The sequence below is a fragment of the Paracoccus benzoatiresistens genome (genome assembly GCF_026913015.1).
Classification (GTDB): domain Bacteria; phylum Pseudomonadota; class Alphaproteobacteria; order Rhodobacterales; family Rhodobacteraceae; genus Paracoccus; species Paracoccus benzoatiresistens.
In genome coordinates this window covers 157,789-183,923 of sequence record NZ_JAPTYD010000001.1, presented here as the reverse complement: position 1 = coordinate 183,923, position 26,135 = coordinate 157,789, and the positions used below count along the sequence as shown (strand labels likewise).

Annotated in this window: 28 protein-coding genes; 12 read left to right on the top strand and 16 right to left on the bottom strand. The window is 67.8% G+C overall.

Features of this window, described 5'->3' with window-relative positions; genetic code table 11:
* The first annotated feature begins 132 nt into the window (after positions 1-132).
* Positions 133-1,605: an NAD-dependent succinate-semialdehyde dehydrogenase gene (locus tag OU682_RS00935; protein ID WP_268940184.1), complete on the top strand. Its 1,473-nt coding sequence runs from the start codon at positions 133-135 to the stop codon at positions 1,603-1,605.
* A 182-nt stretch (positions 1,606-1,787) separates the two neighbouring features.
* Positions 1,788-1,976: a GlsB/YeaQ/YmgE family stress response membrane protein gene (locus OU682_RS00930; protein WP_329609762.1), complete on the top strand. Its 189-nt coding sequence runs from the start codon at positions 1,788-1,790 to the stop codon at positions 1,974-1,976.
* Between the two features lie 84 nt (positions 1,977-2,060).
* Here the strand turns inward: OU682_RS00930 and OU682_RS00925 are convergent, their stop codons facing one another.
* Positions 2,061-2,807, bottom strand: coding sequence for a DUF1013 domain-containing protein (locus OU682_RS00925; RefSeq protein ID WP_268940182.1), 747 nt, complete (start codon positions 2,805-2,807; stop codon positions 2,061-2,063).
* Positions 2,808-2,993: 186 nt separating this feature from the next.
* Here OU682_RS00925 and OU682_RS00920 point away from each other — a divergent pair, with 186 nt between their 5' ends.
* Together OU682_RS00920 and OU682_RS00915 are read left to right on the top strand one after the other, a co-directional pair.
* Positions 2,994-3,629 carry a ribonuclease T2 family protein gene (locus tag OU682_RS00920; RefSeq protein ID WP_371832190.1) on the top strand — a complete coding sequence of 212 codons (636 nt, stop codon included), beginning with the start codon at positions 2,994-2,996 and terminating at the stop codon, positions 3,627-3,629.
* 60 nt (positions 3,630-3,689) lie between these two features.
* The gene (locus OU682_RS00915; protein WP_268940180.1) at positions 3,690-5,138 is read left to right on the top strand and encodes a CYTH and CHAD domain-containing protein; all 1,449 of its coding nucleotides are present in this window, start codon (positions 3,690-3,692) and stop codon (positions 5,136-5,138) included.
* A 2-nt stretch (positions 5,139-5,140) separates the two neighbouring features.
* Here OU682_RS00915 and OU682_RS00910 read toward each other — a convergent pair whose 3' ends face one another.
* Both OU682_RS00910 and OU682_RS00905 read right to left on the bottom strand, forming a co-directional pair.
* The gene (locus OU682_RS00910; protein WP_268940179.1) at positions 5,141-6,136 is read right to left on the bottom strand and encodes an NAD(P)H-quinone oxidoreductase; all 996 of its coding nucleotides are present in this window, start codon (positions 6,134-6,136) and stop codon (positions 5,141-5,143) included.
* 12 nt (positions 6,137-6,148) lie between these two features.
* Complete coding sequence (locus OU682_RS00905; RefSeq protein ID WP_268940178.1) at positions 6,149-6,805, bottom strand: COQ9 family protein; 657 nt, start codon at positions 6,803-6,805, stop codon at positions 6,149-6,151.
* Positions 6,806-6,901: 96 nt separating this feature from the next.
* Between OU682_RS00905 and rpsU the strand changes: the two genes are divergently transcribed.
* Positions 6,902-7,108, top strand: coding sequence for a 30S ribosomal protein S21 (gene rpsU, locus OU682_RS00900; protein WP_022705914.1), 207 nt, complete (start codon positions 6,902-6,904; stop codon positions 7,106-7,108).
* A 123-nt stretch (positions 7,109-7,231) separates the two neighbouring features.
* Here the strand turns inward: rpsU and OU682_RS00895 are convergent, their stop codons facing one another.
* Positions 7,232-7,693: an Lrp/AsnC family transcriptional regulator gene (locus OU682_RS00895; protein WP_103173147.1), complete on the bottom strand. Its 462-nt coding sequence runs from the start codon at positions 7,691-7,693 to the stop codon at positions 7,232-7,234.
* A gap of 132 nt (positions 7,694-7,825) precedes the next feature.
* Here OU682_RS00895 and ald point away from each other — a divergent pair, with 132 nt between their 5' ends.
* A complete protein-coding gene (gene ald / locus OU682_RS00890) occupies positions 7,826-8,944 on the top strand; it encodes an alanine dehydrogenase (protein WP_268940177.1) in 1,119 nt (372 codons plus the stop codon).
* A 34-nt stretch (positions 8,945-8,978) separates the two neighbouring features.
* Here the strand turns inward: ald and mscL are convergent, their stop codons facing one another.
* The 3 genes from mscL to OU682_RS00875 form a co-directional block, all read right to left on the bottom strand.
* The gene (gene mscL / locus OU682_RS00885; protein ID WP_268940176.1) at positions 8,979-9,446 is read right to left on the bottom strand and encodes a large conductance mechanosensitive channel protein MscL; all 468 of its coding nucleotides are present in this window, start codon (positions 9,444-9,446) and stop codon (positions 8,979-8,981) included.
* 144 nt (positions 9,447-9,590) lie between these two features.
* Positions 9,591-10,223: a DsbA family protein gene (locus OU682_RS00880; protein WP_268940175.1), complete on the bottom strand. Its 633-nt coding sequence runs from the start codon at positions 10,221-10,223 to the stop codon at positions 9,591-9,593.
* A gap of 11 nt (positions 10,224-10,234) precedes the next feature.
* The gene (locus OU682_RS00875) at positions 10,235-10,768 is read right to left on the bottom strand and encodes a DUF721 domain-containing protein (RefSeq protein WP_268940174.1); all 534 of its coding nucleotides are present in this window, start codon (positions 10,766-10,768) and stop codon (positions 10,235-10,237) included.
* Positions 10,769-10,886: 118 nt separating this feature from the next.
* On the opposite strand from OU682_RS00875, the gene OU682_RS00870 reads away from it, so the two are divergent.
* Both OU682_RS00870 and OU682_RS00865 read left to right on the top strand, forming a co-directional pair.
* Positions 10,887-11,879 (top strand): A/G-specific adenine glycosylase, encoded by a 993-nt coding sequence (locus tag OU682_RS00870; RefSeq protein ID WP_268940379.1) that lies wholly within the window; start codon positions 10,887-10,889, stop codon positions 11,877-11,879.
* Positions 11,880-11,936: 57 nt separating this feature from the next.
* On the top strand, positions 11,937-13,028 hold the full coding sequence (locus OU682_RS00865) for an alkane 1-monooxygenase (protein ID WP_268940173.1): 1,092 nt from the start codon (positions 11,937-11,939) through the stop codon (positions 13,026-13,028).
* A gap of 141 nt (positions 13,029-13,169) precedes the next feature.
* Here OU682_RS00865 and OU682_RS00860 read toward each other — a convergent pair whose 3' ends face one another.
* A complete protein-coding gene (locus OU682_RS00860; protein WP_268940172.1) occupies positions 13,170-13,670 on the bottom strand; it encodes a L,D-transpeptidase family protein in 501 nt (166 codons plus the stop codon).
* Entirely contained in the window at positions 13,667-14,725 is a 1,059-nt protein-coding gene (ribA, locus tag OU682_RS00855) for a GTP cyclohydrolase II (RefSeq protein WP_268940171.1), read from the bottom strand. Before ribA ends, OU682_RS00860 begins: the two co-directional genes overlap by 4 nt.
* Before the next feature lie 135 nt (positions 14,726-14,860).
* Between ribA and OU682_RS00850 the strand changes: the two genes are divergently transcribed.
* Positions 14,861-15,547, top strand: coding sequence for a response regulator transcription factor (locus OU682_RS00850; RefSeq protein WP_268940170.1), 687 nt, complete (start codon positions 14,861-14,863; stop codon positions 15,545-15,547).
* 236 nt (positions 15,548-15,783) lie between these two features.
* Here OU682_RS00850 and OU682_RS00845 read toward each other — a convergent pair whose 3' ends face one another.
* A complete protein-coding gene (locus OU682_RS00845; protein ID WP_268940169.1) occupies positions 15,784-16,263 on the bottom strand; it encodes a hypothetical protein in 480 nt (159 codons plus the stop codon).
* A gap of 215 nt (positions 16,264-16,478) precedes the next feature.
* On the opposite strand from OU682_RS00845, the gene OU682_RS00840 reads away from it, so the two are divergent.
* On the top strand, positions 16,479-17,153 hold the full coding sequence (locus tag OU682_RS00840; protein ID WP_268940168.1) for a DUF2268 domain-containing putative Zn-dependent protease: 675 nt from the start codon (positions 16,479-16,481) through the stop codon (positions 17,151-17,153).
* Here the strand turns inward: OU682_RS00840 and OU682_RS00835 are convergent.
* The 5 genes from OU682_RS00835 to OU682_RS00815 all read right to left on the bottom strand — a co-directional run bounded on the left by OU682_RS00835 (position 17,139) and on the right by OU682_RS00815 (position 20,497).
* Positions 17,139-17,810: a rhomboid family intramembrane serine protease gene (locus OU682_RS00835; RefSeq protein ID WP_268940167.1), complete on the bottom strand. Its 672-nt coding sequence runs from the start codon at positions 17,808-17,810 to the stop codon at positions 17,139-17,141. The two genes, OU682_RS00840 and OU682_RS00835, sit on opposite strands and share 15 nt — an antisense overlap.
* On the bottom strand, positions 17,810-18,019 hold the full coding sequence (locus OU682_RS00830) for a Trm112 family protein (protein ID WP_268940166.1): 210 nt from the start codon (positions 18,017-18,019) through the stop codon (positions 17,810-17,812). The genes OU682_RS00835 and OU682_RS00830 overlap by 1 nt, the downstream gene beginning before the upstream one ends.
* Positions 18,016-18,642 carry an LON peptidase substrate-binding domain-containing protein gene (locus OU682_RS00825; RefSeq protein WP_268940165.1) on the bottom strand — a complete coding sequence of 209 codons (627 nt, stop codon included), beginning with the start codon at positions 18,640-18,642 and terminating at the stop codon, positions 18,016-18,018. Before OU682_RS00825 ends, OU682_RS00830 begins: the two co-directional genes overlap by 4 nt.
* Positions 18,643-18,650: 8 nt before the next feature.
* Positions 18,651-19,559 carry a thioredoxin gene (gene trxA, locus OU682_RS00820; RefSeq protein WP_371832189.1) on the bottom strand — a complete coding sequence of 303 codons (909 nt, stop codon included), beginning with the start codon at positions 19,557-19,559 and terminating at the stop codon, positions 18,651-18,653.
* 152 nt (positions 19,560-19,711) lie between these two features.
* Positions 19,712-20,497, bottom strand: coding sequence for an exodeoxyribonuclease III (locus tag OU682_RS00815; RefSeq protein ID WP_268940163.1), 786 nt, complete (start codon positions 20,495-20,497; stop codon positions 19,712-19,714).
* 150 nt (positions 20,498-20,647) lie between these two features.
* Here OU682_RS00815 and OU682_RS00810 point away from each other — a divergent pair, with 150 nt between their 5' ends.
* Entirely contained in the window at positions 20,648-21,964 is a 1,317-nt protein-coding gene (locus OU682_RS00810; protein ID WP_268940162.1) for an MFS transporter, read from the top strand.
* A gap of 51 nt (positions 21,965-22,015) precedes the next feature.
* A complete protein-coding gene (locus OU682_RS00805) occupies positions 22,016-22,990 on the top strand; it encodes a glutathione S-transferase family protein (RefSeq protein ID WP_268940161.1) in 975 nt (324 codons plus the stop codon).
* Between the two features lie 543 nt (positions 22,991-23,533).
* Here the strand turns inward: OU682_RS00805 and OU682_RS00800 are convergent.
* On the bottom strand, positions 23,534-26,134 hold the full coding sequence (locus OU682_RS00800; RefSeq protein WP_268940160.1) for a DNA translocase FtsK: 2,601 nt from the start codon (positions 26,132-26,134) through the stop codon (positions 23,534-23,536).
* Between the last annotated feature and the right edge of the window lies 1 nt (position 26,135).

Below are 26,135 nucleotides of genomic sequence, written 5' to 3'. Positions count from 1 at the left end.
CAGGTCCAACGCAGCCGCCCCGCCATTGGTTTCCCCAAGGCACGACTTTTCGATGACGAGACAGGGAGCGCTCGGCTTTTGACAAGACCGGCCCGCGAGGCGATCATGACGCCAACCTCGAAGGAGCAAGCCATGACCAAGCATTCCACCGACCTCAAGACCCTGCTGCGCGACCCCTCGCTTCTGGAAACCCGGGCCTTTGTCGCGGGTGAGTGGGTCGAGGCCGAAGGCGGCGCGACCTTCGATGTCATCAACCCCGCGCGCGGCGACGTGATCGCCAAGGTCGCCGACCTTGGCCGCGCCGACGCCGCCCGCGCCATCCAGGCCGCCGCCGAGGCGATGAAAGGCTGGGCCGCCCGCACCGCCAAGGACCGGGCGCAGGTCATGCGCCGATGGTTCGACCTGATGATGGCGAACCAGGACGACCTGGCGCGGATTCTCACGGCCGAGATGGGCAAGCCCTTCCCCGAGGCCAAGGGAGAGATTGCCTATGGCGCCAGCTTCGTCGAATGGTTCGGCGAGGAAGCCAAGCGCGTCTATGGCGAGACGATCCCCGGCCACCTGCCCGACAAGCGCCTGACGGTGATCCGCCAGCCCATCGGCGTGGTGGGCTCCATCACCCCCTGGAACTTCCCCAACGCGATGATCGCGCGAAAGGCCGCCCCTGCCTTGGCCGTGGGCTGCGGCTTCGTGGCCCGTCCTGCTGCCGAGACACCGCTTTCGGCCCTGGCCATGGCGGTGCTGGGCGAACGCGCTGGCCTGCCAAAGGGGATCCTGTCGGTGATCACCTCGTCGCGGTCCAGCGACATCGGCAAGGAATTCTGCGAGAACCCCCTGGTGCGCAAGCTGACCTTCACCGGCAGCACGGAGGTGGGCCGGATCCTGTTGCGCCAGGCCGCCGACCAGGTGCTGAAATGTTCGATGGAACTGGGCGGCAACGCGCCCTTCATCGTCTTCGACGACGCCGACCTGGATGCGGCGGTGGAAGGGGCGATGGCCTCGAAGTTCCGCAACAACGGCCAGACCTGCGTCTGCGCGAACCGGATCTATGTCCAGGCGGGGGTTTATGACGCCTTCGCGCAGAAGCTGGCGGCGGCGGTGGACAAGCTGCGCGTGGGCGACGGGCTGGACGATGGCGTGACCACCGGCCCCCTGATCAACCAGGACGCGGTGGAAAAGGTCGAGGAGCATATCCGCGACGTGCTGGACGGCGGCGGCCAGGTCGTCACCGGGGGCGAGCGGATGGAAGGCCTGTTCTTCCAGCCGACCGTGGTCACGGGCGTCACCGACCGCATGAAGGTCGCGACCGAGGAAACCTTCGGCCCCCTGGCCCCCTTGTTCCGCTTCGAAACCGAAGAGGAGGCGATCGCCAAGGCCAATGACACGATCTTCGGGCTGGCCTCCTATTTCTATGCCCGCGACATCGGCCGCATCACCCGCGTGCAGGAAGCGCTGGAATACGGCATCGTCGGCGTGAACACCGGCCTGATCTCGACCGAGGTGGCGCCCTTCGGCGGCGTCAAGCAGTCGGGGCTGGGCCGCGAAGGCAGCCGCCACGGGATCGAGGACTACCTGGAGATGAAATACATCTGCCTGTCGATCTGACAGAGCACAACCATTTCCGTCGCTTGCGGGAACGCAAGGGGGGCACCGCGCATTGACAGGCGAAGACCCCGCACTTCCGGATCAGCGGGGTCATTGGAAAAAAGGGGAAGTGCATGGAAGGTTTTGGCTGGATTATGTCGATCATCCTGGGCGCAATCGCAGGGTGGATCGCAGAGAAGATCATGAAAACCGACACCGGGCTGCTGATGAACATCATCGTCGGCATCATCGGCGCGCTGATCGGTAACTTCATCTTCGACGCGCTGATTGGCAGCAGCGCGGGAGGCAGCATCATCGGACAACTGATCGTGGCCGTGATCGGCGCCTGCATCCTGATCTGGATCGTGCGCATGGTGCGTGGCCGCGCCTGACGGCAGCCAGCGACAAGGAAAAGGGAAAAGGCCGGTGCGATGATCCGCACCGGCCTTTTTGCCGCGACTTTCCCTGCAAGGGGATCAGCGCCCCTCGTCTTCCTCGTCCTCGCCCGCGTCGGGCAGGTTGAAGAAGCTGTCGGCGTCCAGGTCCGGCTCGGGCGTCTTGTCCTCGTCACGCGTCAGCGAGAAGCCTTCCAGCCCCGCGATCGACGACGGCAGGCGCGGCTCGTCGCTCATCGCCAGCGAGGTTTCGGTGCTGACCAGCTTGCGGCGCTCGTCATCGCTCATCACCTCGCCGGTGGCGCCGGCCTTCTTGGCGGCCTTCTGGACGGCGGCGTCCAGTTCCGACTGGCGGCAAAGGCCAAGCGCCACCGGGTCGATGGGCTGCATGTTCTGGATGTTCCAGTGCGTGCGTTCGCGGATCGAGGCGATGGTGGGCTTGGTCGTGCCGACCAGCTTGGCGATCTGCGCGTCCTGCAGTTCGGGGTGGAACTTGACCAGCCACAGGATCGCGTTCGGACGGTCCTGGCGCTTGGACAGGGGGGTATAGCGCGGCCCGCGGCGCTTTTCCTCGCCCTCGGCGGCGGGGTTGTGCTTCAGGCGCAGCCTGTAGGTGGGGCTGGCCTCGCCCTTGCGGATTTCATCGGCGTCAAGCTGATGCGAGGCGACCGGGTCATAGCCCTTGACGCCCGCGGCCACGTCGCCGTCCGCGATGCCCTGCACTTCCAGCTCGTGCAGCCCGCAAAAGTCGCCGATCTGCTTGAAGCTCAGCGTGGTATTGTCCACCAGCCAGACGGCGGTCGCCTTGGCCATCAGCGGCTTGCTCATGTCAATCTCCTTCGCATGTCTGCCCCCGAACAATAGGGGCCTTGGCCGGGAAAACGGCTTTCGGCGCGTGCCATTCCTCGTTTTCGGGGGGAATTGTCAGCCGATATAGCGATTCTGCCGCGCGGGGAAAAGGGGATTCGCATGAGGGCAGTGGACGCAAGGCGGCTTGCAGGGCATGGTGCGGCCATGAAGGCTGCATTGCTGACCCCGCTGCTGGCCGCGCTCTGGTCCGCACCTGCCCCGGCCGGGGGCGTTGCGGGCGATTTCGATTATTACGTCCTGTCGCTCAGCTGGCAGCCCGCCTGGTGCCGGACGACGGGCGATGGGCGGGATGCCCCGGAATGCGACGGGGGCGGCGGCCGGGATTTCGTGGTCCATGGCCTGTGGCCGCAACATGAACGGGGTTGGCCCGATCACTGCGACACCGACGAGCGCGACCCGTCGCGGCGGCAGACGCAGGCCATGGCCGATCTGATGGCGCCTGGCCTGGCGCTTTACCAATGGCGCAAGCATGGCCGCTGCTCGGGCCTGTCGGCGGCGGGCTATTACGCGGCCACCCGGAAGGCGGCAGAGCGCATCGCGATCCCCGCGGCCTTCGACGACCTGGACCGCGACCTTGCCCTGGTGCCCGCGGTCGTCGAGGAGGCCTTCATCGAGGCCAATCCCGACCTGGCCCCCGACGGCGTCACCGTCACCTGCAAGGCCGAGGCGCTGGCCGAGGTCCGCATCTGCCTGACCCGCGACCTGGAACCGCGCGCCTGCGCGCCGGACGCCCGGCGCGACTGCGCCCGCCCGCAGGTGCTGATGGAAAGGACGCGCTGAATGCTCGCGGAACCCGGTCGGACCTGCACGACTTGAACAATCGCAGGCTGAAGGTGTGGCATGGATGAAATCGAACTGAAGCTGCAACTGACCGAGGCCGGAGCCGATGCCATCTTGGCCGCGGGCGTTCTGCCTGGCCAGCCCAAGCCGGTCGCGCAGCATGCGGTCTATTTCGACACGCCCGACCACGCGCTGGCCGGGGCCGGGCTGTCCCTGCGGATCCGCAAGGCCAAGGGCAGGCGCATCCAGACTGTCAAGCAGGCAAAAGGGGGCGCGGCAGGAATCTTTGCCCGCCCGGAATGGGAGATGCCGGTCAACGACGACAGGCCCGTGCTGGACGATACCACGCCGGTCGCAGGCGTTCTGGGCGACAGGACCCAAGCGCTCGCGCCTGTCTTCACCGTGTCCGTCATCCGCCAAAGTTGGACCTTCGACGAAGGCGGCGCCCGGATCGAGGCGGTGATCGACCGCGGCGAGATCACGGCATCCGACCGCCGCGGCCCGGTCTGCGAATGCGAGCTGGAACTGATCTCGGGGCCGCAGGACGCCCTGTTCGCCGTCGCGCGCCGGCTGAATGCCGTGGCGCCGGTCAGGCTGGGCGTGCTGACCAAGTCCGAACGCGGCTATCGCCTGATCGGCCCCCTGCCCATCTCGGTCAAGGCCGAGGACGTGGCGCTTGACCGGGGCATGACGGCGGCCCAGGCCTTTCAGCGGATCGTGCTGTCCTGCCTGCGCCAGTTCCGCCTGAACGAGGACCTGCTGCTGGTCACGCGCGCAGCCGAACCCCTGCACCAGGCGCGGGTCGCGCTGCGCCGCCTGCGCTCGGCCTTCACCATCTTCCGGCCGATACTGGGCACATCAGGAGCCGGGCTGCGCGAGGAGTTGCGCTGGCTGGCCGGGACACTGGGCGAGGCGCGCGACCTGGACGTGCTGCTGCCCCGCGCGCCGGCCGGGCCGCTTCATGACCGCCTCCGCGCGGCCCGCGAGGCCGCCCATGACGCGGTGGCCGAGGCGCTGGCCTCTGACCGCGTGCGGGCCTTGATGCTGGATCTTGCGGAATGGGTCGGCGCGGGCGACTGGCTGACGGAACCCGACACCCAAGGTGCTCGCGACATGGAGGCGCAGGATTTTGCCGCCGCCGCGCTGTCGCGGTTCCGCCGCAAGGTGAAGAAGGGCGGGCGAGATCTGTCCCATCTGGAGGACGAGGCGCGGCACGAATTGCGCAAGGACGCCAAGAAGCTGCGCTATGCCGCCGACTTCTTCGCGCCGCTTTTCACGGGTGACCGCGCGAAGGACCGCAAGAAATTCGGGGCGGCGCTTGCGGATTTCCAGGATCACCTGGGCGCGCTGAACGACCTGGCGGCGGCGCCCCTGGTGCTGGAACGCCTGGGCCTGGCCGACGCGCCTGGCGTGGCCGACCTGACCCATGCGGCGGACCGGGCGCCTCTGCTGGCGGCAGCAGAGGATGCCCACGATGCCCTGGTGGGGGCCGAAAGATACTGGACCTGAGGTCAGGCCGGGTCGCCCGCCACCTTCAACACGATCTTGCCGATATGCTGGCTGCTTTCCATCCGGCGATGCGCTTCGACGGCATTCGCCAGCTCGAACTCGCTGTCGATCGTGACCCTGACCGACCCGCCCGAGATCAGCGGCCACAGCCGCTTGCGCAGCGCCTCGGCGATCTCGGCCTTGGCGGCATCCGATTGCGGGCGCAGGGTCGATCCGGTGACGGTCAGCCGCTTGGCCATGATGGGGGCGAAGTTCAGTTCGACCTTCGAGCCCTCCAGGAAGGCGATCATCACCAGCCGCCCGTCGGGCGCCAGGGCCTTGACGTTCTTCGCGATGTAGCTGCCGCCCACCATGTCGAGGATCAGGTCCGCGCCCCCCTCGGCGATCATGACCTTTGTGAAATCCCCGGTGCGATAGTTGATCGGCGTGGCGCCCAAGGACGCGATGGCCGCGCATTTCTCGTCGCTGCCGGCCGTGGCAAAGACCCGGGCGCCCAAGGTGCGGGCGACCTGGATCGCCATCATGCCGATGCCGGAGGTGCCGCCATGGACCAGGAACCGCTCGCCCCCCGTCAAGCCGCCGCGGGTCACGACGTTGGACCAGACGGTGAAGGCGGTTTCCGGCAGGCAGGCGCCTTCGCGCAAGCCCAGGCCATGGGGGATGCGCAGCGCATGGTCGGCATGGCAGGCGACGTATTCGGCATAGCCCCCGCCCGGCACCAGCGCGCAGACCTGTTCGCCCTTGCGCCAGCGGGTGACGCCCACCCCCATGCCCACGATCTCGCCCGAGACTTCCAGTCCCGGCAGGTCCGAGGCATCGGGCGGCGGCTCGTAAAGGCCCTGCCGTTGCAGCACGTCGGGGCGGTTCACCCCGGCATAGGCCACGCGGATCAGGATCTGGTCGTGGCGCGGCACCGGGACCGGGCGCAGGGTCGGGCGCAGCATCGTGGCATCGCCGGGGTCCGCGATCTCGACCGCGTTCATGGAATCGGGGAACATCGTCTCTCCTGGTCAGGGTCTTGCCCGGCCGGGCAGGTCGCGCGACCGGGGCGCGCGAATCCAGCCAAAGGCCATGCCCGCCAGCCTTTCCGCGCCGGGCAGCTTGCGCAAGCCGGATTTGACCTGCTCGAAGCGCATCACGCCGTCGATGCGGCGGCCGATGAAGGCCCGGGTGTCCTGGTGGTCGGGCGAACTGTCGCCCAGCCAGAACAGCACCGTGGCGCTGATCACCGCCGACAGGGTCGCCCGCTTGGAATACCAGTTCACATCCGTGGATCGGTCGCCAAGCCCGGTCCAGATCACATCCGCCGTTTCCCAGACCAGCCGGGCCGCCAGCGCGGCATTCTGCGGCAGGCTCAGCGTCGCGGCGCCCGCGCGCACCAGTTCGGAATCGACCAGCATCAGGCGCCGCCAGATCGCCTCGGCCACGCGGTCGCGGAAACGCCCGCCCGGCGGGGTCTGGATCAGGCTTTCGCGCAGCATGGCGTCGGCGCGGCGGTGATAGGCGGCGGCCAGCCCCGCGCCTCCTTGAGGGAAATGCACCCGCGCCAGGTCGCGCGACATGCCCAGATCGCGCGCGCCAGCCATCAGGGCGCGGTCGTTCATCCCCTCGAAGGGGACATGGGTCAGGGCGGCGTCAAGAAGCGCGTCGCGGTCGGTTCGGGTCATGGAACAGCCTCCGTCTGGACAAGCGCGCCCGGCTTTGATAGGGGGGCGCATCCTGCAATCTTTGCAACTCTAACCTAGGAAGGTGGTGACAACCACATGCAGGTCAATGTTCGCGACAACAACGTCGAACAGGCGCTCCGTGCCCTGAAGAAGAAACTTCAGCGCGAAGGCGTGTTCCGCGAAATGAAGCTTCGGCAGCATTTCGAGAAACCGTCGGTCAAGAAAGCCCGTGAAAAGGCCGAGGCCGTCCGCCGCGCCCGCAAGCTGGCCCGTAAAAAGGCACAGCGCGAAGGCGCTCTCTGAGGGGCGCGCGAAGGCGCACTGTAAGACGACGCGATCCGCGTTATCCGCAAACCCCCGCAGCGCAAGCCGCGGGGGTTTGCTTTTGTCCCCCCGAATTCGGCGCATCCGCAGCCGGCGGCCCCGTCACACCGGAATCGCCGTGGTGCGGAACACGGTGCGCAACGCAAAGGACGAATGCATCTGCGCCACACCCGGCAGGCGGGCAAGATGCTGGCGGTGGATGCGGGCGAAATCGTCGGTATCCTCGACCACGATCTTCAGAAGGTAATCGGCGGTCCCGGCCATCAGGTGGCATTCCAGCACGTCGGGGATGGCGCGCACGCCCTTCTCGAAGGCCTCCAGCACCTCGTCGGCCTGGCCCGACAGGGTGATCTCCACGAAGACCGTGGTCTGGCGGCGCAGCTTGCGGGCGTCCAGCAGCGCGACATAGCCATGGATCACGCCCGTTTCCTCAAGCCGCTGGACGCGGCGGTGGCAGGCGGAAGGGGACAGGTGGACCCGAAGCGCCAGTTCGGCATTGCTGATTCGCCCTTCTTTCTGAAGCAGGGCAAGGATGCGGCGGTCTATTGCATCAAGATCGGACATGGCGGGATCTTCTTCCAACATCGGGCGGTCTGCCAGTGGTTTCTGCCGTCCGAAGGGCCCGAAAGACCAAAGCTTCGCAACACCTTGCGGCAAGCCAGTGTCACACTGGCCCAAACAGGGGAGGATGGGGCCATGAAGATCGGCTGCCCGAAGGAAATCAAGCCGCAGGAATTCCGCGTGGGCCTGACGCCCGCCGCCGTGACCGAGGCGGTCGGACGCGGCCATGGCGTGGTGGTGGAAACCGGCGCTGGCCTTGGCTCGGGGTTCACGGATGGGGATTACGCTGCCGCCGGGGCGATGATTGCGCCCGATGCGAAGGCCGTCTTCGACGCGGCCGAGATGATCGTGAAGGTCAAGGAACCCCAGGCCGCCGAGCGCCGTATGCTGCGCGAAGGGCAGGTGCTGTTCACCTATCTGCACCTGGCACCGGATCCCGACCAGACCCGCGACCTGCTGGGATCGGGCGTCACCGCCATCGCCTATGAGACGGTGACGGACGCGCGCGGCGGGTTGCCCCTGCTGGCGCCGATGTCCGAGGTGGCGGGACGGCTGGCCCCGCAGGTCGGATCCTGGGCACTGCAAAAGGCCAATGGCGGGCGCGGCGTGCTGCTGGGCGGCGTGCCTGGCGTCCGGCCCGCCAATGTGGTCATCATCGGCGGCGGCGTCGTGGGCACGGCGGCGGCGCGGGTGGCCGTGGGCATGGGCGCCAACGTCACCGTCACGGACCGGTCGGTGGCGCGGCTGTCATATCTCGACGACATCTTCATGGGCCGGCTGACCACGCAATATTCCAGCGCCGCCGCCACCGCCGAACTGATCCGCACCGCCGACATGGTGATCGGCGCCGTGCTGATCCCCGGCGCCGCCGCGCCCAAGCTGGTTTCGCGCGACCAGCTTGCCACCATGCAGCCCGGGGCGGTGCTGGTGGACGTGGCCATCGACCAGGGCGGCTGCTTCGAGACATCTCGCCCGACCACCCACCAGGAGCCGATCTATGAGGTGGACGGGATCGTGCATTACTGCGTGGCGAACATGCCGGGCGCGGTGGCGCGGACCTCGACGCAGGCGCTTGGCAATGCGACGCTGCCCTTCATGCTGGCCCTGGCCGACAAGGGCTGGCGGCAGGCGGTTCTGGAGGATCCGCATCTGCGGGCAGGCCTTTCGACGCATGGGGGCCGCCTGACCTCACCCCCCGTGGGCGAGGCCCTGGGGCTGGAGGCGATCACGCCCGACCAGTTGCTGGCCAGCTGAGGCGGAGGCGGCGCGGACCGACCCCCCGCCGCGATCAGGCCCGCGGCACCGGGCGGTCCGCCCAGACAGAGCGGTCGGCCAGCAGGTCGCGGATCTGGGCCAGCAGTTCCTCCTGCGTCGGGCCGGGCGCCACGACTTCCTTGGCCTGCGGCCTCGTGGCCAGGCGCTGCAGGCGGTTGACGGCCTTGACCAGCAGGAACACCGCCCAGGCAATGATCACAAAGTTCAGCACCGCCATCAGGAAGGCGCCATAGGCAAAGACCGGCGCGCCGGTCTGCCGCGCGGCGGCAAGGCTGGCGGTTTCCGGCACCTCGATGCCGGTCGGCAGCACCAGATACAGGTTCGAGAAGTCGATGCCTCCGGTCAGAACGCCGAGAATCGGGGTGATGAGGTCGGACACCAACGAGTTCACGATCGCCGTGAAGGCCGCGCCGATGATGATGCCGACGGCAAGATCGATGACATTGCCGCGGGCGATGAATTCCCGGAACTCTCTGATCATGGTAGCCATTCCCTGTGACATGCGCCGTGCTGGCGCCCGGGAATCATGCGGTCCGGCCAGACAAAAAGCAATTGTCGGGCAAATGCGTGGGATGGCAGGGCCGATTCTGGCCCGCCCTGTCGGCAGGCGGGCCAGGGCAGGTCGTCAGTTGGCTTCGGCCAGCTTGCCGTCGATGACCTTCTTCATGTCGTCCCAAGGCTGGTTCATCACCTTTTCGCCCCCGATGATGAAGGTCGGCGTTGCCTCGATCTGGTCCGTGGTGGCGTTCTTCTGGAAGGTCGCGATCAGCTGTTCGGCCTTGGCGGTGTCTTCCCAGCAGGCGCTCATCTGGTCTTCGGTCATCCCGGCCTTCAGGCCGATCTTGCGCAGGTTCGCGGCGATCTCCTCGCCCGTGCCGCCGGCCAGCCAGGTCTTCTGTTCGTCGAACAGCATGTCGGACACGGCATAGAATTTCTCGTCCCCGCCACAGCGCGCCAGGACGCCGGCCCAGAGGCCCGGCTGGTCGAAATAGACATCGCGCTGGATGAACCTGACCTTGCCGGTATCGACATATTCGGCCTTCAGCTTCGGCCAGCTCTCGGCATGGAAATCCGCGCAATGGCCGCAGGTGAAGCTGGCATATTCGATCACCGTCAGCGGCGCGTCCTCTGCCCCGAGCGCGATGTCGGGCAGGGTTTCCGCCTGCGCGGCCGGTGCGGCGGTCGCGGCCTCCTGGGCCATCGCGGCAGGAACGGCGAGGGCAAGCGCCAGGGCGGCTGCGGCAGAGCGGATCAGCATGGAAAATCCTTTCAGTGGTTCCGGTGTCGTTTGGTTGCGATGTTCAGCGCCAGCAGGGCCATCGCCTCGGCAAGCGCCGGATCCTGGAACTGGCCCGCGACCTGCGCGGCGGCCTGGCGGGTGGCCGGATCGGGCTGGTCGGCCTTGGCCGGCGTGGCTGAAAAGAAGGCCTGCCCTTCCGCGAAGCCCGAGGCCGCCGTCTGGGTCAGCAGGATCCGTTGCACGGCATTATAGCCATAGCAGGCATTCACCCGCTCGCGCAGCTGCGGCAGCTGCATCTCGACCAGGGGGGCGACGGATCCGGCGGTCAGCAGGGTCAGCGTCGCGCCAAAGCCGCCGCGCGTGTGGCTGATGCGCACCGGGCGGGTCATGGCGGCAAGCTGGGGGCCCGCGATCTCGGGCCAGTGGGTCAGCAGGCGGGCGACGGCAAAGCCCCGCCCCTCGGCCGCCCTTTGCACCCGGTCGGCCAGCAGGGTCGCGGCCTGCTGGAAGCCGCGCTTGCGGCGGGCTTGCGGGTTGCGGGGGTGGTCGGGCGATCGTGCCATCATTGCCTGTCCGGATATCACCCCCATATCCTTAATCAGCCCCGCCACCAGAGGAAAGCGCGGTGAAGGAACAAGGGACTGATAATTGTGTGACACATCGGTGATCGCCCCGCAGCTTATGGCCTGGTACGACCGCCACGCCCGCATCCTGCCCTGGCGCGTAGCGCCCGGGGGCGGCCCGGCGGATCCATACCGCGTCTGGCTGTCCGAGGTGATGCTGCAGCAGACCACCGTTGCCGCGGTGAAGGCCTATTTCGAGCGCTTCACGACGCTGTGGCCGACCGTCGAGGCGCTGGCTGCGGCGGATGACGCCCAGGTGATGGCCGAATGGGCGGGGCTTGGCTATTACGCCCGCGCCCGCAACCTGCTGGCCTGTGCTCGCGCCGTGGCGGCGGCAGGGGGCTTTCCGAAGACGCGGGACGGCTTGCAGGCGCTGCCGGGGATCGGCGCCTATACCTCGGCCGCGATTGCCGCCATCGCCCATGACGCGCCGGAAACCGTGGTCGATGGCAATGTCGAACGCGTCGTGGCGCGGCTGTTCGCGGTCGAAACGCCCCTGCCCGCCGCCAAGCCCGAACTGGTGGCCCTGGCGGAAACGCTGACGCCGCGCGAAAGGCCTGGCGATTACGCGCAGGCGATGATGGACCTGGGCGCAACCATCTGCACGCCCCGCAACCCGGCCTGCGGCATCTGCCCGCTGATCCACGATTGCCGTGCCCGCGCCGAAGGGATCGCCGCCAGCCTGCCGCGCAAGGCGCCCAAGCCCGCCAAGCCCGACCGCAGCGGCATTGCCTGGGTCGCCCGCCACGGCGACGCCCTGGTGCTGGAGGAACGGCCCGCCAAGGGCCTGCTGGGCGGCACGCTGGCCTTCCCCTCGGCCCATTGGGACGGGCGCGACCTGCCGCCGCCCGGCATGGCCGACTGGCGGGAAATCGGCCATGTCCGCCATGTCTTCACCCATTTCAACCTGTCCTTGCAAGTGGTGGTGGGCGACCTGGATGCGGCGCCCGCGCGCGGCCATCTCGTGCCGCTGCGGCATATCGACCGGGACGCCCTGCCGGGCCTGATGCGCAAGGTCTGGGATATGGCACGGGCGGAAATCGCCGCGTAGTATCGCGGCATGAGCGATTCAACCCCAGGCAGATTGCCCCCCGCAGCGCCCTTCTGGATGTCCGTGGTCATGCTGCCGCTGGTCGGGCTGGCGGCAGCCTGGGGGGGCTTCTGGTGGATGCTGCTGCCCGCCTATGCCTGGTACCTGACGACCGTCCTGGATGGCGTGCTGGGGCTCAACGAGGCGAACCCGGACCCGCAGACCGAGACGCGCGCCCTGTTCTGGCACCGCGCCGTCACGGTCGTCTGGTTCCCGCTTCAGTTCGCGGCGATCTTCGGGTCCATCTGGCATGCGACGCATTCAGGCCACCTGTCAGGCCTGGAAAAGCTTGGCCTGTTCTTCGGCATCGGCGTGCTGTCCGGCACCATCGGCATGGTCTATGCCCACGAGCTTCTGCACCAGAAGTCCGCGCTGGAGCGCTGGATGGGCGACCTTCTGCTGGCCTCGACCCTGTATTCGCATTTCAGGACCGAGCATCTTCTGGTCCATCATGCCTGGGTCTCGACCCCCCGGGACGCGGTGTCCGCGCGCTATAACGAGGGGTTCTATCGCTTCTTCCGGCGGGTCCTGCGCGAGGGTCCGGCCAGCGCCTGGCGGGCCGAGACGCGGCTGCTGGCCCGGGCGGGGCGCAGCCCCCGCGACCGGCGAAACCCTTTCTGGCGCTACGGGGCGCTGCAGGGGGCGATGATCGTACTGGCCCTGGTTCTGGGCGGCGCGCAGGGGCTGCTGCTGTTCGTCTTTCAGGCCTTCATCGCCATCTGGCAACTGGAGCTGACGAATTACGTCGAACATTACGGCCTGACGCGGAAGCACCTGGGCGGCGGGCGATATGAACATATCCTGCCGCGCCACAGCTGGAACGCCAGCCATACGGCCTCGAACTGGCTGCTGATCAACCTGCAGCGCCATTCGGACCACCACTACAAGCCCGACCGGCGCTTTCCCCTGTTGCAGACCTATGGCAAGGACGAGGCGCCGCAACTGCCCTTCGGCTATCCGGCGATGACCTTCATGGCCATGGTCCCGCCCTGGTGGCGGCGTCGGATGAACCCGCGCGTCCGCGCCTGGCGCAGGCAGTTCTATCCCGAGGTGACGGATTGGGGGCCCTATAACCGGGGCGAGCTGCCGATGCCCAGGAATGCGCTGTAGCACGGGCGGGACCGGGAAACGCACGCGTTTCCCCCGCCCGCGTGGGAGGGCGCCATCAGAAACGGTGCCATATCATGACCCGGCAGGCCGACGGCGCTTGCGGCAAGGGCACTGCGTGGCGAAGGCGACGTCCTTCGCCAGTCAGGGTGACGGCACGATCACCCGCGTCCCCGGTCTTGCCCTTCGCGCAATCCAGATCAGATGTGGCCTTGCAAAGGCGATGCACCCCTCGGTCCCGAAACCCGGGCGGCGCCACTGGTGCAGGAAGATCGCCGATCCCCGCCCCGGCACCGCATGGGGCCAGTTCCAGTCGGTCGTCAGGATCAGGTCGTAAAGCGGATCGGCCCGGCGCAGCCTTTCATGGCTGGCCGCCAGAGGCGCCCGGGCATGGTGGTTGTAGGCCGGATGATCCGGCGAATCGCACCACAAGTCGCCCGGCCCGATGGGCCGCGCCCAGGGGGCGGGCCGCGCCAGCCGGTCGGGGCGGTACCACAGCCCGGTGATCCGCATCACCCCCTCGGGCGTGGCCTTGTCGCCCTCGCGCTTGTCGGCCGTCACGCCGCGCTTGCCGATGCTGCACGGGAACAGGCGCCCGCGAAAGCGCAGCCCCTGCGTCGTCAGGACCAGATCGTCGGGCGTCACAGCAGATGCCCCGACTTTTCCGCCTTGGTGTCCAGATAGGCCTCGTTGAAGCGGTTCCGGCCCACGACCAGCGGCACGCGCTCGGTCACGGTGATGCCGTGGCCTTCCAGCATGGCGACCTTGCGCGGGTTGTTGGTCATCAACCGCGCGGACGAAAACCCCATCCGCCGCAGCAGCGCGGCGCCGATGCGGAAATCGCGCTCGTCATCCTCGAACCCCAGGCGGTGATTGGCCTGCACCGTGTCGAAGCCCTGGTTCTGCAGCGCATAGGCGCGCATCTTGTTGGCCAGCCCGATCCCCCGCCCTTCCTGGTTCAGATAAAGCAGCACCCCCTGCCCCGCCTGCCCCATGGCCGCCAGCGCGGCATGAAGCTGCGGGCCGCAATCGCATTTGAGACTGCCCAGCACGTCGCCGGTGAAGCAGGCCGAATGCAGCCGCGCCAGCACGGGCGCGTCGCGGGGCGGATCGCCGATCTCGATGGCGTAATGCTCGGCGCTGCCGTCGTCGGGGCGGAAGATGTGCAGGCGCGAACGTTCCGCCGCGAGCAGCGGAAGGTTGGCCGCCGCGACCGGGGCCATCGCCGCCTCGTGCGCCAGCCGCGCCAGCAACGGACCGGGGGCAAGCTGCGTCAGGCCCGGCAAGGGCGCGGTTGCAACCACCAGCACGGCGGGCAGAAGCTGCGCCGATTTCGCCAGCGCAAGCCCCGCCAGGTGCGGCGTAGCGTCGCCTTCGCGTTCCGTGAACAGCGGGCCCTTCATCGGCGTCATCAGGTCGCCCGACGGATCGGCCAGCGCCCGCAGCCAGGCACGGTCGGCATCAGGCGGCACGATCACCCGGGCCAGCCCGTCGTCATAGGCGCGCGCCTTCAGCGTCTCGGCCCGCCGTTCCGTCAGCGCCAGCACCGGGCGGCCGAGCGCGCGGATGTCTTCCAGCCGGGCCGGGGCCAGGGTTTCCACCGCCGCGACCAGATGGCCGCCGATCATCACCGGCAGGCCCATGCGCAGATCGCTGCGGGCGCGGGATACGGTCTCGGCCAAGGTTGGGATCAGGCTCATGAAGGGTCCGGCGGGTTGAAACATTCTGAAACATAAGCGCCTTTCCCGACAACTCCATGTGAGATTTCCGACATGATGCTGGACGAACTGGCGCGCCTTGCCCACCTGATCGCGCAACATGTGACAGGAGGCAACATGCCCGGACTGAAAAAAATCCTGCTGGTCGATGACGAGGAAGACCTGCGCGAGGCCCTGGCCGAACAGCTGACCGCCACCGACGAATTCGATGTGACCGAGGCCGGCAGCGGCGCGGCGGCCACCGAGGCGGCCAAGAGCGCGATCTTCGACCTGGTGATCCTGGACGTGGGCCTGCCCGATACCGACGGGCGCGAGCTGTGCAAGAAGCTGCGCAAGCTGAACGTCAAATGCCCGATCGTCATGCTGACCGGCCACGACACCGATGCCGACACGATCCTGGGGCTGGACGCGGGCGCCAACGACTATATCACCAAGCCCTTCAAGTTTCCCGTCCTGCTGGCCCGCCTGCGCGCGCAGCTGCGCACCCATGAGCAGTCCGAGGACGCCATCTTCCAGCTTGGGCCCTATACCTTCAAGCCGGCGATGAAGATGCTGATCGACCAGAAGGACCGCAAGATCCGCCTGACCGAGAAGGAAACCAACATCCTCAAGTTCCTGTATCGCGCGCAGGACGGGGTGGTGGCCCGCGACGTGCTGCTGCACGAGGTCTGGGGATACAATGCGGGCGTGACCACCCATACGCTGGAAACCCACATCTACCGCCTGCGCCAGAAGATCGAGCCCGATCCCAGCAACGCGCGCCTGCTGGTGACCGAGTCGGGCGGCTATCGGCTGGTGGCATAGCTGCGGCAATTGCGTGACGAAGAAAGGCTCGGCGATGTGCCGGGCCTTTTGCTTGCGATGCCGGGGCGGGGGCTCGGCAGAAGCCGTCCTGCGGGACAGAGCTGTCAGGCAGCACCGCACGGGCAATGACTTCTGCCGCACGCATCGACGCGGCCGGGCCGCCCGCCGGCCCTGGTCTTCGTCACGATGCGCTGCGCGGGCAGGCCCAAGGCTGACAAGGATGCCCGGCCGCGCCTTCAGGTTCCAGGAACCTGCAAGGTGAAGCTGCCTTCGAAAAGAAGTGCCTCCTTCCACGACGTGCCGATACCGGTGAGCTCACCAGTGCCCGTCGCTCCTTCGAAGGCGCCTCCACCGGACAGCAGCGTATACTCGACCTGCGAGCCCTCAGGAGACCAGCTTCCATTGAACTTCAGGTTGAGCGCGTCCCCGTTCTCGAACGTGTAGGTGCTCAGGCCCATCCAGTTGCCGTCCTTCTCTCCACCGACGGTGGCAAGGGCGAATTGCTTGAAGGCGATGCGCCCGTCCTCGAAATACGCGACGCCGACCGCCTCGTTGGCGGTGACGGATTGCTCGGTAATGCTGGGGAGTTCCATCTTCGCATCACTGGTCATGGTGATGACAAGCTTGAACCGGAGGATCTGTTCTTCCGCCAAGGCGGCATTGGGCGAAAGAAAGCCGACGGTCAGAATGGCAAGGGCTATTTTCGCGAGAGCCATGTCAGATCTCCTTTGAAGAACAACAGCCATTACGCCTCGACTCGAAGCCGTTTCGAGACGCCGCATAGTATACGCCCGTCAAGAACGGCCTCAAAACTGCAAATCCCCTGCTCCGACTGTCGCCCGGCCATGCGGGGGCACAGGGATGGGCTCAGACCCGCCGCAGGCCCCGCGCCGCTGGCACGCGCCTGCACAAGACGCTATATCCCGGCTTCATGAGCGTCTGGAACATCCATCTTCTGAACGCGCGCCATGACCTGACATGCGTCCTGTCCGAGATCCGGCAGGCCAGCCGCGAGGCTGTGGCGCGGGCATCGGACCATGTCGATCTGCCGGATTTCGATCTGGTGGTGCGCGCGCGGCAGGACCGGTCGGCCGATGGCGCGGTGCAGGGCCATGCCCCCGCGCCGGGCGTGATCGAGATCGCGCTGACCCCTGACCGGTTCGACGCCGCGTCCTTCACCCGCGCCCTGGTCCGCCAGATGGCGCATCTGATCCGATGGACCGGGCCGGGCTACGGGAAGTCCCTGGGCGAGGCCCTGGTCAGCGAAGGGCTGGCCGGGCATTTCGTCTTGCAGGTGCTGGGCGGCCAGCCCGATCCCTGCGACAGCGTCAGGCACGCGCCGGGGGCGATGCGGCAAGCGATGAACGAATGGGCGCGGCGCGATTACGACCATGCCCGCTGGTTCGGGGGCAAGGGCGACCTGCGCAAATGGACGGGCAACAGCCTGGGCCACCGGGTCGTGGCCGAGCATCTGGCCGAAAGGACCGGCGATCCGGCGGCGCTGCTGGCAACCGCCCCGGCCGAGCCGTTCCGCCAGATCCTGCGCCGCATCGCCGCGGCGGAAGGGCAGGCCGATCCCGAAGCGGCCCCGTCAGAGGAGGGCTGAGGGACGCGGGCTGCGGGTCATGGCCATGGCCGCACCCAGTGCCAGTCCCGCCAGGACCCCGCCCAGATGCGCCTCCCAGGCGACTGACGGCATCAGCACGGTCAGGGCGACGTTCAGCACCACCATCATGGCGACCCCGCGCCACAGCTGCCCCAGGGGACGGCGGCGGCGCCAGCCGGTCACGGCGGCAAAGCCGATCAGCGCCCCCGCCAGCCCGAAGATCGCGCCCGAGGCGCCGATCATCGGCCCGCCGTCCGGGGTCATGACCGCGAACAGCAGCGCGGCGGCGACCTGCGTGACCGCATAGACCAGCGCCATGCGCCGCGCGCCGATCAGGCGGTTCAGTTCCCGCGCAAGGGCCACCAGCGACAGCATGTTCATGCCCAGGTGCAGCAGCCCCGCGTGCAGAAAGCCGTAGGTTGCGAACATCGTCAGGACATGGCCCGGAAAGACCCCCTGCCCGGCCCAGACAACCGGCGACCAGAAGCCGCCAAAGATCAGCAGCGCCTGCCGCACGATGGGATAGTCCAGGACATCGGCGGCAATGACCGCGGCCTGGATCAGGCAGCACAGGGTGATAACGGCCTTGACCCACAGCGGCAGGCGCGGCTGCAGCCTGTCCTGCATCGCCACAAGCGGGTCGGACCGGTCCACCATCAGTCCGCCTTGATCTGGCGGGCCTCTCCCACCAGCATGATCGGGATCCCGGCGCGGATCGGGAAGGCAAGGCCCGCGGCCTTCGACACCAGTTCCTGCCGCGCCGCGTCATAGGACAGCGTCGCGTGGGTGACGGGGCAGACCAGCGCCTCCAGCATGTGGCGGTCGAAGCCGGGATGGCCGGCCCCGGATTGGTCGGGGTGGTTCATTGCAGTCGTTCCTCGTTGTCGCCGCCATGCAGGGCGAATTCGATCAGCCCTTGCAGCAGTTCGCGCCGGTCCGCCAGGGTCGGGCTTTCCAGCAGCGCCTGCTTGTCGCCGGGCGAGAAGGGCAGCACCATGGACAGCGAATTGATCAGCGCCTCGTCCTGCGCCTCGGCCGCGGCGTCCCAGTCGGTGGACAGCTCATGGGCCTCCATGTAGCGGCGAAGCAGCGGGAACAGCGCCTCGCGGTCCATGGCCGGATCCTCCTCGGCACCCTTCATGTCGCGCTCGAACGAGGACCAGTCCACCTCGCCCACCAGATAGGGGGTGAAGCCGTCCTTCACCTGGGCCAGGCGGAAGCGCGACACCGCCCGCAGCGAGATCATCTGCCGCCCGTCGTCGGTTTCCGAAAAGGCCACCACGCGGCCCGCGCAGCCGATCGTGGCCAGGCCCTCGCCCTCGGGCTGGATCAGGCCGATCAGGCGGTGGTCGGTCTTCAGCGTGTCGTCCAGCATCTGCAGGTATCGCGGCTCGAACACATGCAGCGGGATCCGCGCGCGCGGCATCAGCACGGCCCCTGCCAGGGGGAACAGGGCGATGCGCGGGGGCAGATCGAAGCGGAACAGCATGGCGCGGGTCAGGCGAAGATCAGCGAAGACAGGCGGCGGCGGCCCTTCTGGACCAGCGGATCGCTGGGCTTGAGGCTGTCGAAGATGGTCAGAAGCTGCGCCTTGACCGCGCCATCGTTCCAGTCGCGGTCGCGGCGGAAGCTGTCCAGAAGGATGTCGATGGCCTCTTCGACCCGGCCCGCGGCGTGCAGCGCCTGCGCGTATTCCAGCCGCGCCTGCTGGTCCGTCGGATCGGCCTCGACTCGGGCCTGCAGATCGCCCAGGGGACCGGCATTCGCCGCCTGCCGGGCCAGGTGCAGCTGGGCGCGCGCGGCCTCGACCGGGGCGCTGGCGGCGGCGGGGGCGGGGACCTGGTCCAAGGCCGCCTGCGCGGCATCGGGATCGCCTGCGGCCAGATGGGCGCGGACCAGGCCCGCCCAGGCATCGTTGCTGGAGGGATCCTCGGACGCAATCGCCGCAAAGGTTTCGGCGGCATCCGCGAAGGCGCCTTCCTCCAGCATCTGTTCGGCCGCAGCCAAGGCCTCGGCAAGGCCGCCATCATCGCCCGACAGCCCGGCCAGCTTGTCCACGAACTGCTTGATCTGGCTTTGCGGGACCGCGCCCTGGAAGGCATCGACCGGCTGGCCCTGGAAGAAGGCGTAAACGGTCGGGATCGACTGGACGCGCAGTTGCGCCGCGATCATCTGGTTTTCGTCCACGTTGACCTTGGCCATCCGCACGCGGCCCTTGTGGCGCGCGACCTCGGCTTCCAGCTGGGGCCCGAGCGTCTTGCAGGGTCCGCACCAGGGCGCCCAGAAATCGACGATCACCGGCACCTGCATGGAGGCCTGAACGACCTCGGCCATGAAGGTCGCTTCGGTCACGTCCTTGATGAAATCGGCGGTCTTGGGCGCATCCGTGGCGCCGTCGAAAAGCATGGTCATGGGATCCCCAGATGGTTCGGGTCGAAACGGTTGGGGGCAATATGGGGTTTGGCGCGCTGAAGGGGAAGGGTTGTTTGGGGGTGGCAAGGCCGGGGGGCTTCACGCCCCCAGCCCCCCTGCGGGATGTCTGGGCGAAGATGAAAGGGTCAGAGATCGAAGCTTGCCAGCACCGGCACATGGTCGCTGGGCTGGTCCCAACCCCGGCAGGGGCGCAGGATGCGGCTGGCATGGGCGGCGTTGGCGATGTCGCCACTGGCCCAGATATGGTCCAGGCGGCGGCCCTTGTCGGCGGCGTCCCAGTCCTTGGCCCGATAGCTCCACCAGGAATAAAGCAGCCCCGCCGGAATGTCCTGCCGCGTCACGTCCACCCAGTTGCCCGCGTCCTGCGCCGCCAGCAGGTGATCGACCTCGATGGGGGTGTGGCTCACGATCTTCCGCATCTGCTTGTGCGACCAGACGTCATCCTCGCGCGGGGCGATGTTCAGGTCGCCGACCAGGATCGACTTGCGGGGGTTGTCGGCATGGAAGACGTCGCGCATCTCGGCGACGAAATCCAGCTTCTGGCCGAACTTCTCGTTCTGCTCCCGGTCGGGAATGTCGCCGCCCGCCGGCACGTACATGTTGTGGATCGTCACGCCGTTTTCCAGCCGTGCGGCCACATGGCGGGCGTGGCCCAGGCTGGCATAGTCGCGGTCGCCCGCATCCGTGATCGGCAGGCGCGACAGGATCGCCACGCCGTTGTAGCCCTTTTGTCCGCGCGCCACGACATGGGTATAGCCAAGCGCCCGGAACTGCTCCAGGGGGATCTTCTCGACCGGAGACTTGCATTCCTGCAGGCACAGGACATCCGGCGCTTCCTCGCTCAGGAAGCGGGCGACCAGCCCCTCGCGCAGGCGGACCGAGTTGATGTTCCAGGTGGCTATGGTGAACATGGACAGGCTCCTTTGCGCGGGAACCTAGCGGCATGACCCCGGGGAGTCGAGTTGACGCAGCGGCAGGAAATTTTCGTGTCCCTTCAATCGCTGCTTGGTGAACAGGGAAACCGGCGCTAAGCAATGCCATCCGGCAAGGGGGGGGGCAACATGCAGTTGACGGTGGACGAGGCCTTGGCGCGCGGCGGGGCCGGGCGGTTCCAGTGGCGGCTTCTGGGCATCTTCGGGCTGGTCTGGGCGGCCGATGCCATACAGGTGATCGCTGTGGGCTTTGCAGCGCCTTCGGTCGCCGCGACCTTCGGGATCGAACGCGTGACGGCCTTCCAGATCGGCACGGTGTTCTTCCTGGGGATGTTCGCGGGCGCCTTTGCCTTTGGCCGCATCGCCGACCGCATCGGGCGGCGCAACATCCTGGTGCTGACCGTGGGGATGGATGCGATCTTCGGGCTGGCCTCGGTCTTTGCGCAGGACTTCACGCTGCTTCTGGTGCTGCGCTTCCTGACGGGCGTGGCCGTGGGCGGCACGCTGCCGGTGGACTACGCGATGATGGCCGAGTTCCTGCCGCCCAGGAACCGGGGCCGCTGGCTGGTCTGGCTGGAAGGCTTCTGGGCCGTGGGCACGATCGTCGTGGCGCTGACCGCCTGGATCGCCGTGGCGCAGGGGGCGGCTGCGCCCTGGCGCTGGATCTTCGCCGTCGCCGCCATTCCGGCGCTGATCGGCATCTTCCTGCGGCTGTGGCTGCCGGAATCGCCCATGTACCTGATCCGCAAGGGCGACAGGACGGGTGCAAGGGCGGTGATCGACAAGGTTCTGGTCACGAACGGGATGCAGCCGCTGCCGCAGGATGCCGAACTGGTTCCGGCATCGGTGCCGACGGGGGCCGAGACCTCGATCTTCTCGGACCTGCTTCGGACGCGGACCATCGGCGTGCTGGCGGTGTGGTTCCTGGTGTCGCTGTCCTATTACGGCGTCTTTGTCTGGGTGCCGGGGCAACTGGCGACCGAGGGCTTCGGCTTCGTGCGCGGATACGAATTCCTGGTGGTGCTGGCCCTGGCGCAGGTGCCGGGCTATGCGCTGGCCGCCTGGGGGGTCGAGGCTGTCGGCCGCCGCGCGACGCTGCTGGGCTTCCTGCTGCTCAGCGCCGCGGGCTGCGCGTTGTTCACGGTAGCCACGGGCACCGCGATGGTCGCGGGCGCGCTGATCCTGATGAGCTTTGCGCTGCTGGGCACCTGGGGCGCGCTTTACGCCTTCACGCCCGAGCTTTACCCGACCCACCTGCGCGGCACCGGCATGGGCACGGCCAGCGCCATGGCGCGGCTTGGCGGGATCCTCGCGCCCAGCCTGCTGGCCTTTGTCTTCGCCAAGGGCTTCGGCTTCGCGATCGGCGTCTTTGCCGCGCTGCTTCTGCTGGGCGCGCTGGCGCTGCTGCTGGTGAAAACGGAAACCCGCGACCAGGCCATCGCCTGAAACTGGACGCCGCCCCCGCCCGTTGGCCCATGCAGCAGCAGGAGCGCGAGCATGGGCCAGTTGGTGGACGGCGTCTGGAAGGACGAATGGTATGACACGGGATCAAGCGGCGGCGAGTTCGTCCGCGACACCTCCAGGCACCGCAACTGGGTGACCCCCGACGGCAGCCCCGGCCCGACCGGCGAGGGGGGCTTCCGGGCGGAAAGCGGGCGCTATCACCTTTATGTCTCCTATGCCTGCCCTTGGGCGCACCGGGCCCTGATCTTCCGCGCGCTCAAGGGTCTGGCGGATCACATCGACATATCCGTGGTCCATCCCGACATGCTGTGGAACGGGTGGGAATTCCGGACCGACTTCGACGGCGCGACCGGCGACCGGCTGTTCGGCGAGCCTTATCTCTACAAGCTCTACCTGCGTGCCGATCCCGAGGCCTCGGGGCGGGTGACGGTGCCGGTGCTGTGGGACCGCGAGGGCGACCGGATCGTGTCGAACGAAAGCAGCGACATCATCCGCATGTTCAATTCCGCCTTCGACGCCATCACCGGCAACCGCGACGACTATTGGCCCGAGGACCTGCGCCAGCAGATCGAGCATCTGAACGACCGCATCTATGACACGGTCAACAACGGCGTCTACAAGGCCGGCTTCGCCACCTCGCAAGAGGCTTATGACAAGGCCGTCCACCCGCTGTTCGACAGCCTGGACTGGATCGAAGGCCTGCTGGCCCGGAACCGCTATCTTGCGGGCGACCGGCTGACCGAGGCCGATTGGCGCCTGTTCACCACCATCGCCCGCTTCGACGCGGTCTATCACACGCATTTCAAGTGCAACCGCCGCCGGATCGTCGATTACCCGAACCTTTGGGCTTGGGCGCGCGAGCTGTATCAGATGCCCGGCGTGGCCGCGACGGTGCGCCCGGACCATTTCACCCGCCACTACTACTTCAGCCACGACGTGGTGAACCCGCACCGGATCATCCCCATCGGCCCGGATCTGGACTGGACCGCGCCGCATGGCCGGGAATGAAAAAGAGCCCCGACGTGGGAACGCCGGGGCATCGAGGGAGGGAGTGAATGTGGCCGCATCCGCCGGCCACTGGGCTTCGGGGGATGAACGCGCATTTTGCGGCCCGGTTCCAACGGGATAGCGGCCGCGAAACGTAACTGTGGCGTGAAGCGCCTTCGGACCACGTCTGCCCTTGCGGGCGCTGCGGCGCCCATGGTCGCAACCAGAAGGATGGCGTGAACCAGTCGTCCGATCCACGCCGGGCTTCGCGACGGGTTTCCCGACAACAGTCCTTCGCGGATCGGCAATGGTCCTGCTGCCAGAATCGGCAGGACGGCAGGACGGCAGGACGGCAGGACGGCAGGACGGCAGGACGGCAGGACGGCAGGACGGCAGGACGGCAGGACGGTTGCCGCCCCCGCGCCGGGTGACACGTGGGTCCCGGCACAGGATCAAACGCGCGGCCTTGCCCAGAGGCAGCAGGCAACTGGCCTTCAGAGGCATGGGCAAGGTCCACCTTGTCCCGCGTGGCCGCCCTGCCCCGCCAGGCCTGTGGCGGCTGCCTTACACCTCGGGCACCAGAACCTCGCGCTTGCCCACGTGGTTGGCGGCGGAAACCACCCCCTGCTCCTCCATCTGCTCGACCAGGCGGGCGGCCTTGTTGTAGCCGATGGCAAGCTTGCGCTGGATATAGCTGGTCGAACACTTGCGGTCCTTGGCGACGATCATCACCGCCTGGTCATAAAGCGCATCGTCCCCGCCCTCGCCGCCAAGACCCAGCACCGCGTCGATGTCGGACGCCACCTCGTCCTCGGGACCCTCGACCACGCCCGACTTGTAGGACGGCGGCCCGAAGGACTTGAGGTGCGTCACGACCTCCTCGACCTCCTCGTCGCTGCAGAAGGGGCCGTGGATGCGGGTGATCCGCGCGCCGTTGCCCATGTAGAGCATGTCGCCCTGCCCCAGCAGCTGTTCGGCCCCCTGTTCACCAAGGATCGTGCGGCTGTCGATCTTCGAGGTCACCTGGAAGCTGATCCGGGTCGGGAAGTTCGCCTTGATCGTGCCGGTGATGACATCGACCGAGGGGCGCTGCGTCGCCATGATCAGGTGGATGCCGGATGCCCGGGCCATCTGCGCCAGACGCTGGATGCAGGCCTCGATCTCCTTGCCCGCGACCATCATCAGGTCGGCCATCTCGTCCACGATCACGACGATATAGGGGAAGGTTTCGGGCTTGAACTCCTCTGTCTCGAAGATGGGCTCGCCCGTGTCCTCGTCAAAGCCGGTCTGGACGGTGCGCTTGAACATCTCGCCCCGCGACAGCGCCTCGCGGACGCGGCCGTTATAGCCCTCGATGTTGCGGACGCCCATCTTGGACATCTTGCGATAGCGATCCTCCATCTCGCCCACGACCCATTTCAGAGCGACGACCGCCTTCTTGGGATCGGTGACGACGGGGGACAGCAGGTGCGGGATGCCGTCATAGACCGACAGTTCCAGCATCTTGGGGTCGATCATGATCAGCCGGCATTCGTCCGGCGTCAGCTTGTAGAGCAGCGACAGGATCATGGTGTTGATCGCGACGGATTTCCCCGAACCGGTGGTCCCCGCGATCAGCAGGTGGGGCATCTTGGCCAGGTTCGCCACGACCGGATCGCCGCCGATGTCCTTGCCAAGCGCCAGGGGCAAGGGCTGCGTGCCATCGCCAAAGGCGCGGGAGGCCAGGATCTCGCGCAGCAGCACCTTTTCGCGGCGGGCATTGGGCAGCTCGATCCCGATCACGGTGCGGCCCGGCACGGTGGACACACGCGCCGACAGGGCCGACATGGACCGCGCGATGTCGTCGGACAGGCCGATCACGCGGGATGCCTTCAGCCCGGGCGCCGGTTCCAGTTCGTAAAGCGTGACCACGGGACCGGGCCGGACCTCGGTGATCTGGCCCTTGACGCCGTAATCGTCCAGCACCGCCTCGAGCATCCGCGCGTTGTCCATCAGCACTTCTTCGGAGATCTGCGCCTGGTCGCCGGCCGAGGGCGCCGTGAGCAGTTCCAGCGGCGGGCGTTCATAGGCGTTCAGACCCTCGGCGAACGGCAGATCCGCCTCGGCGTCGTCGCGCGCAGGGCGAGAGGGGGCCGCAGGCTTTTTCGGCAAGGCGACGGCAACGCGCGGCATGTCGGCGATGACGGGAGCGATGGCGGCGGCCGGTTCGTCTGCCGCCTCGCGGTTGCCTTCGCGCGTCAGGCGCGCGGTCACGGTCGCCAGGACCGAGGGCTTGCCCGACCGGGTGCGGATCGCGTCGTTGATCCGGCCGCTGACCTCCTCGGCCGAAGGGGCGTCGCCTTCGTAATCGGCATCCCGCTCGATCAGCTCGGGTTCGGGCAGGTCTTCCTCCAGCTCGAAGGCCGGGGCGGCGGACTTGCGCCGCGAAACGACCGGGGTGCGCGGCGCGGGTCCCGGCTGCGCGGCCCTGGCCTCGCGCCGGGCAGCCAGCCGGCCCTTCAGCCCGGCCGATGCCGCGACACCCCGGCCCGCGGCCCGCAACGCCAGGTCATGGGCGATCAGCAGCCCCGTCACGAAGCGCCGCCAGAAGACGCGCAGTTCCGCCCGCTCGAATCCCAGGACAAAGGCGGTCATGGCCAGCGTCCCCAGGGCGACGATCAGCCCGGCCAGCCGGATGCCGATCTGCGCCTTCATCGGCAACACGTTCAGCATCGCGCCCATGATCATGTCGCCGAAATGCCCGCCCAGGCCATAGGTCTGTTCCCAAGCCTCGCCCGGCACCAGCGTGCTGCAATAGACCGACGCCAGCGCCACCGCGATCGGGGTGAACAGCCCCCGCATCACGCGGTCCTCGCCCCGGTGCAGCATGAAGCGCAGGCCCCAGACGACAAGGGCAAGGACCAGCATCCAGGATCCCAGCCCCGCGATCATCATCAGCGGCGAGGCGACATAGGCGCCAAAGCTGCCCAGCATGTTCTGCGCAGGCGCATCCGTGGCGGACAGAAAGCTGGGATCCTCGGCCGACCAGCTGCCCAGCATCATCGCGACGGCGATGCCGACGACGACCAGCAGGCCGCCCAGCAGTTCCTTGCCGCGCCGTTCAAGCGCGGCCTGCGTGGACTGGTCGAAGAGGGGATCGCGGTGTCTTGCGTGCCAGCTTGCCATC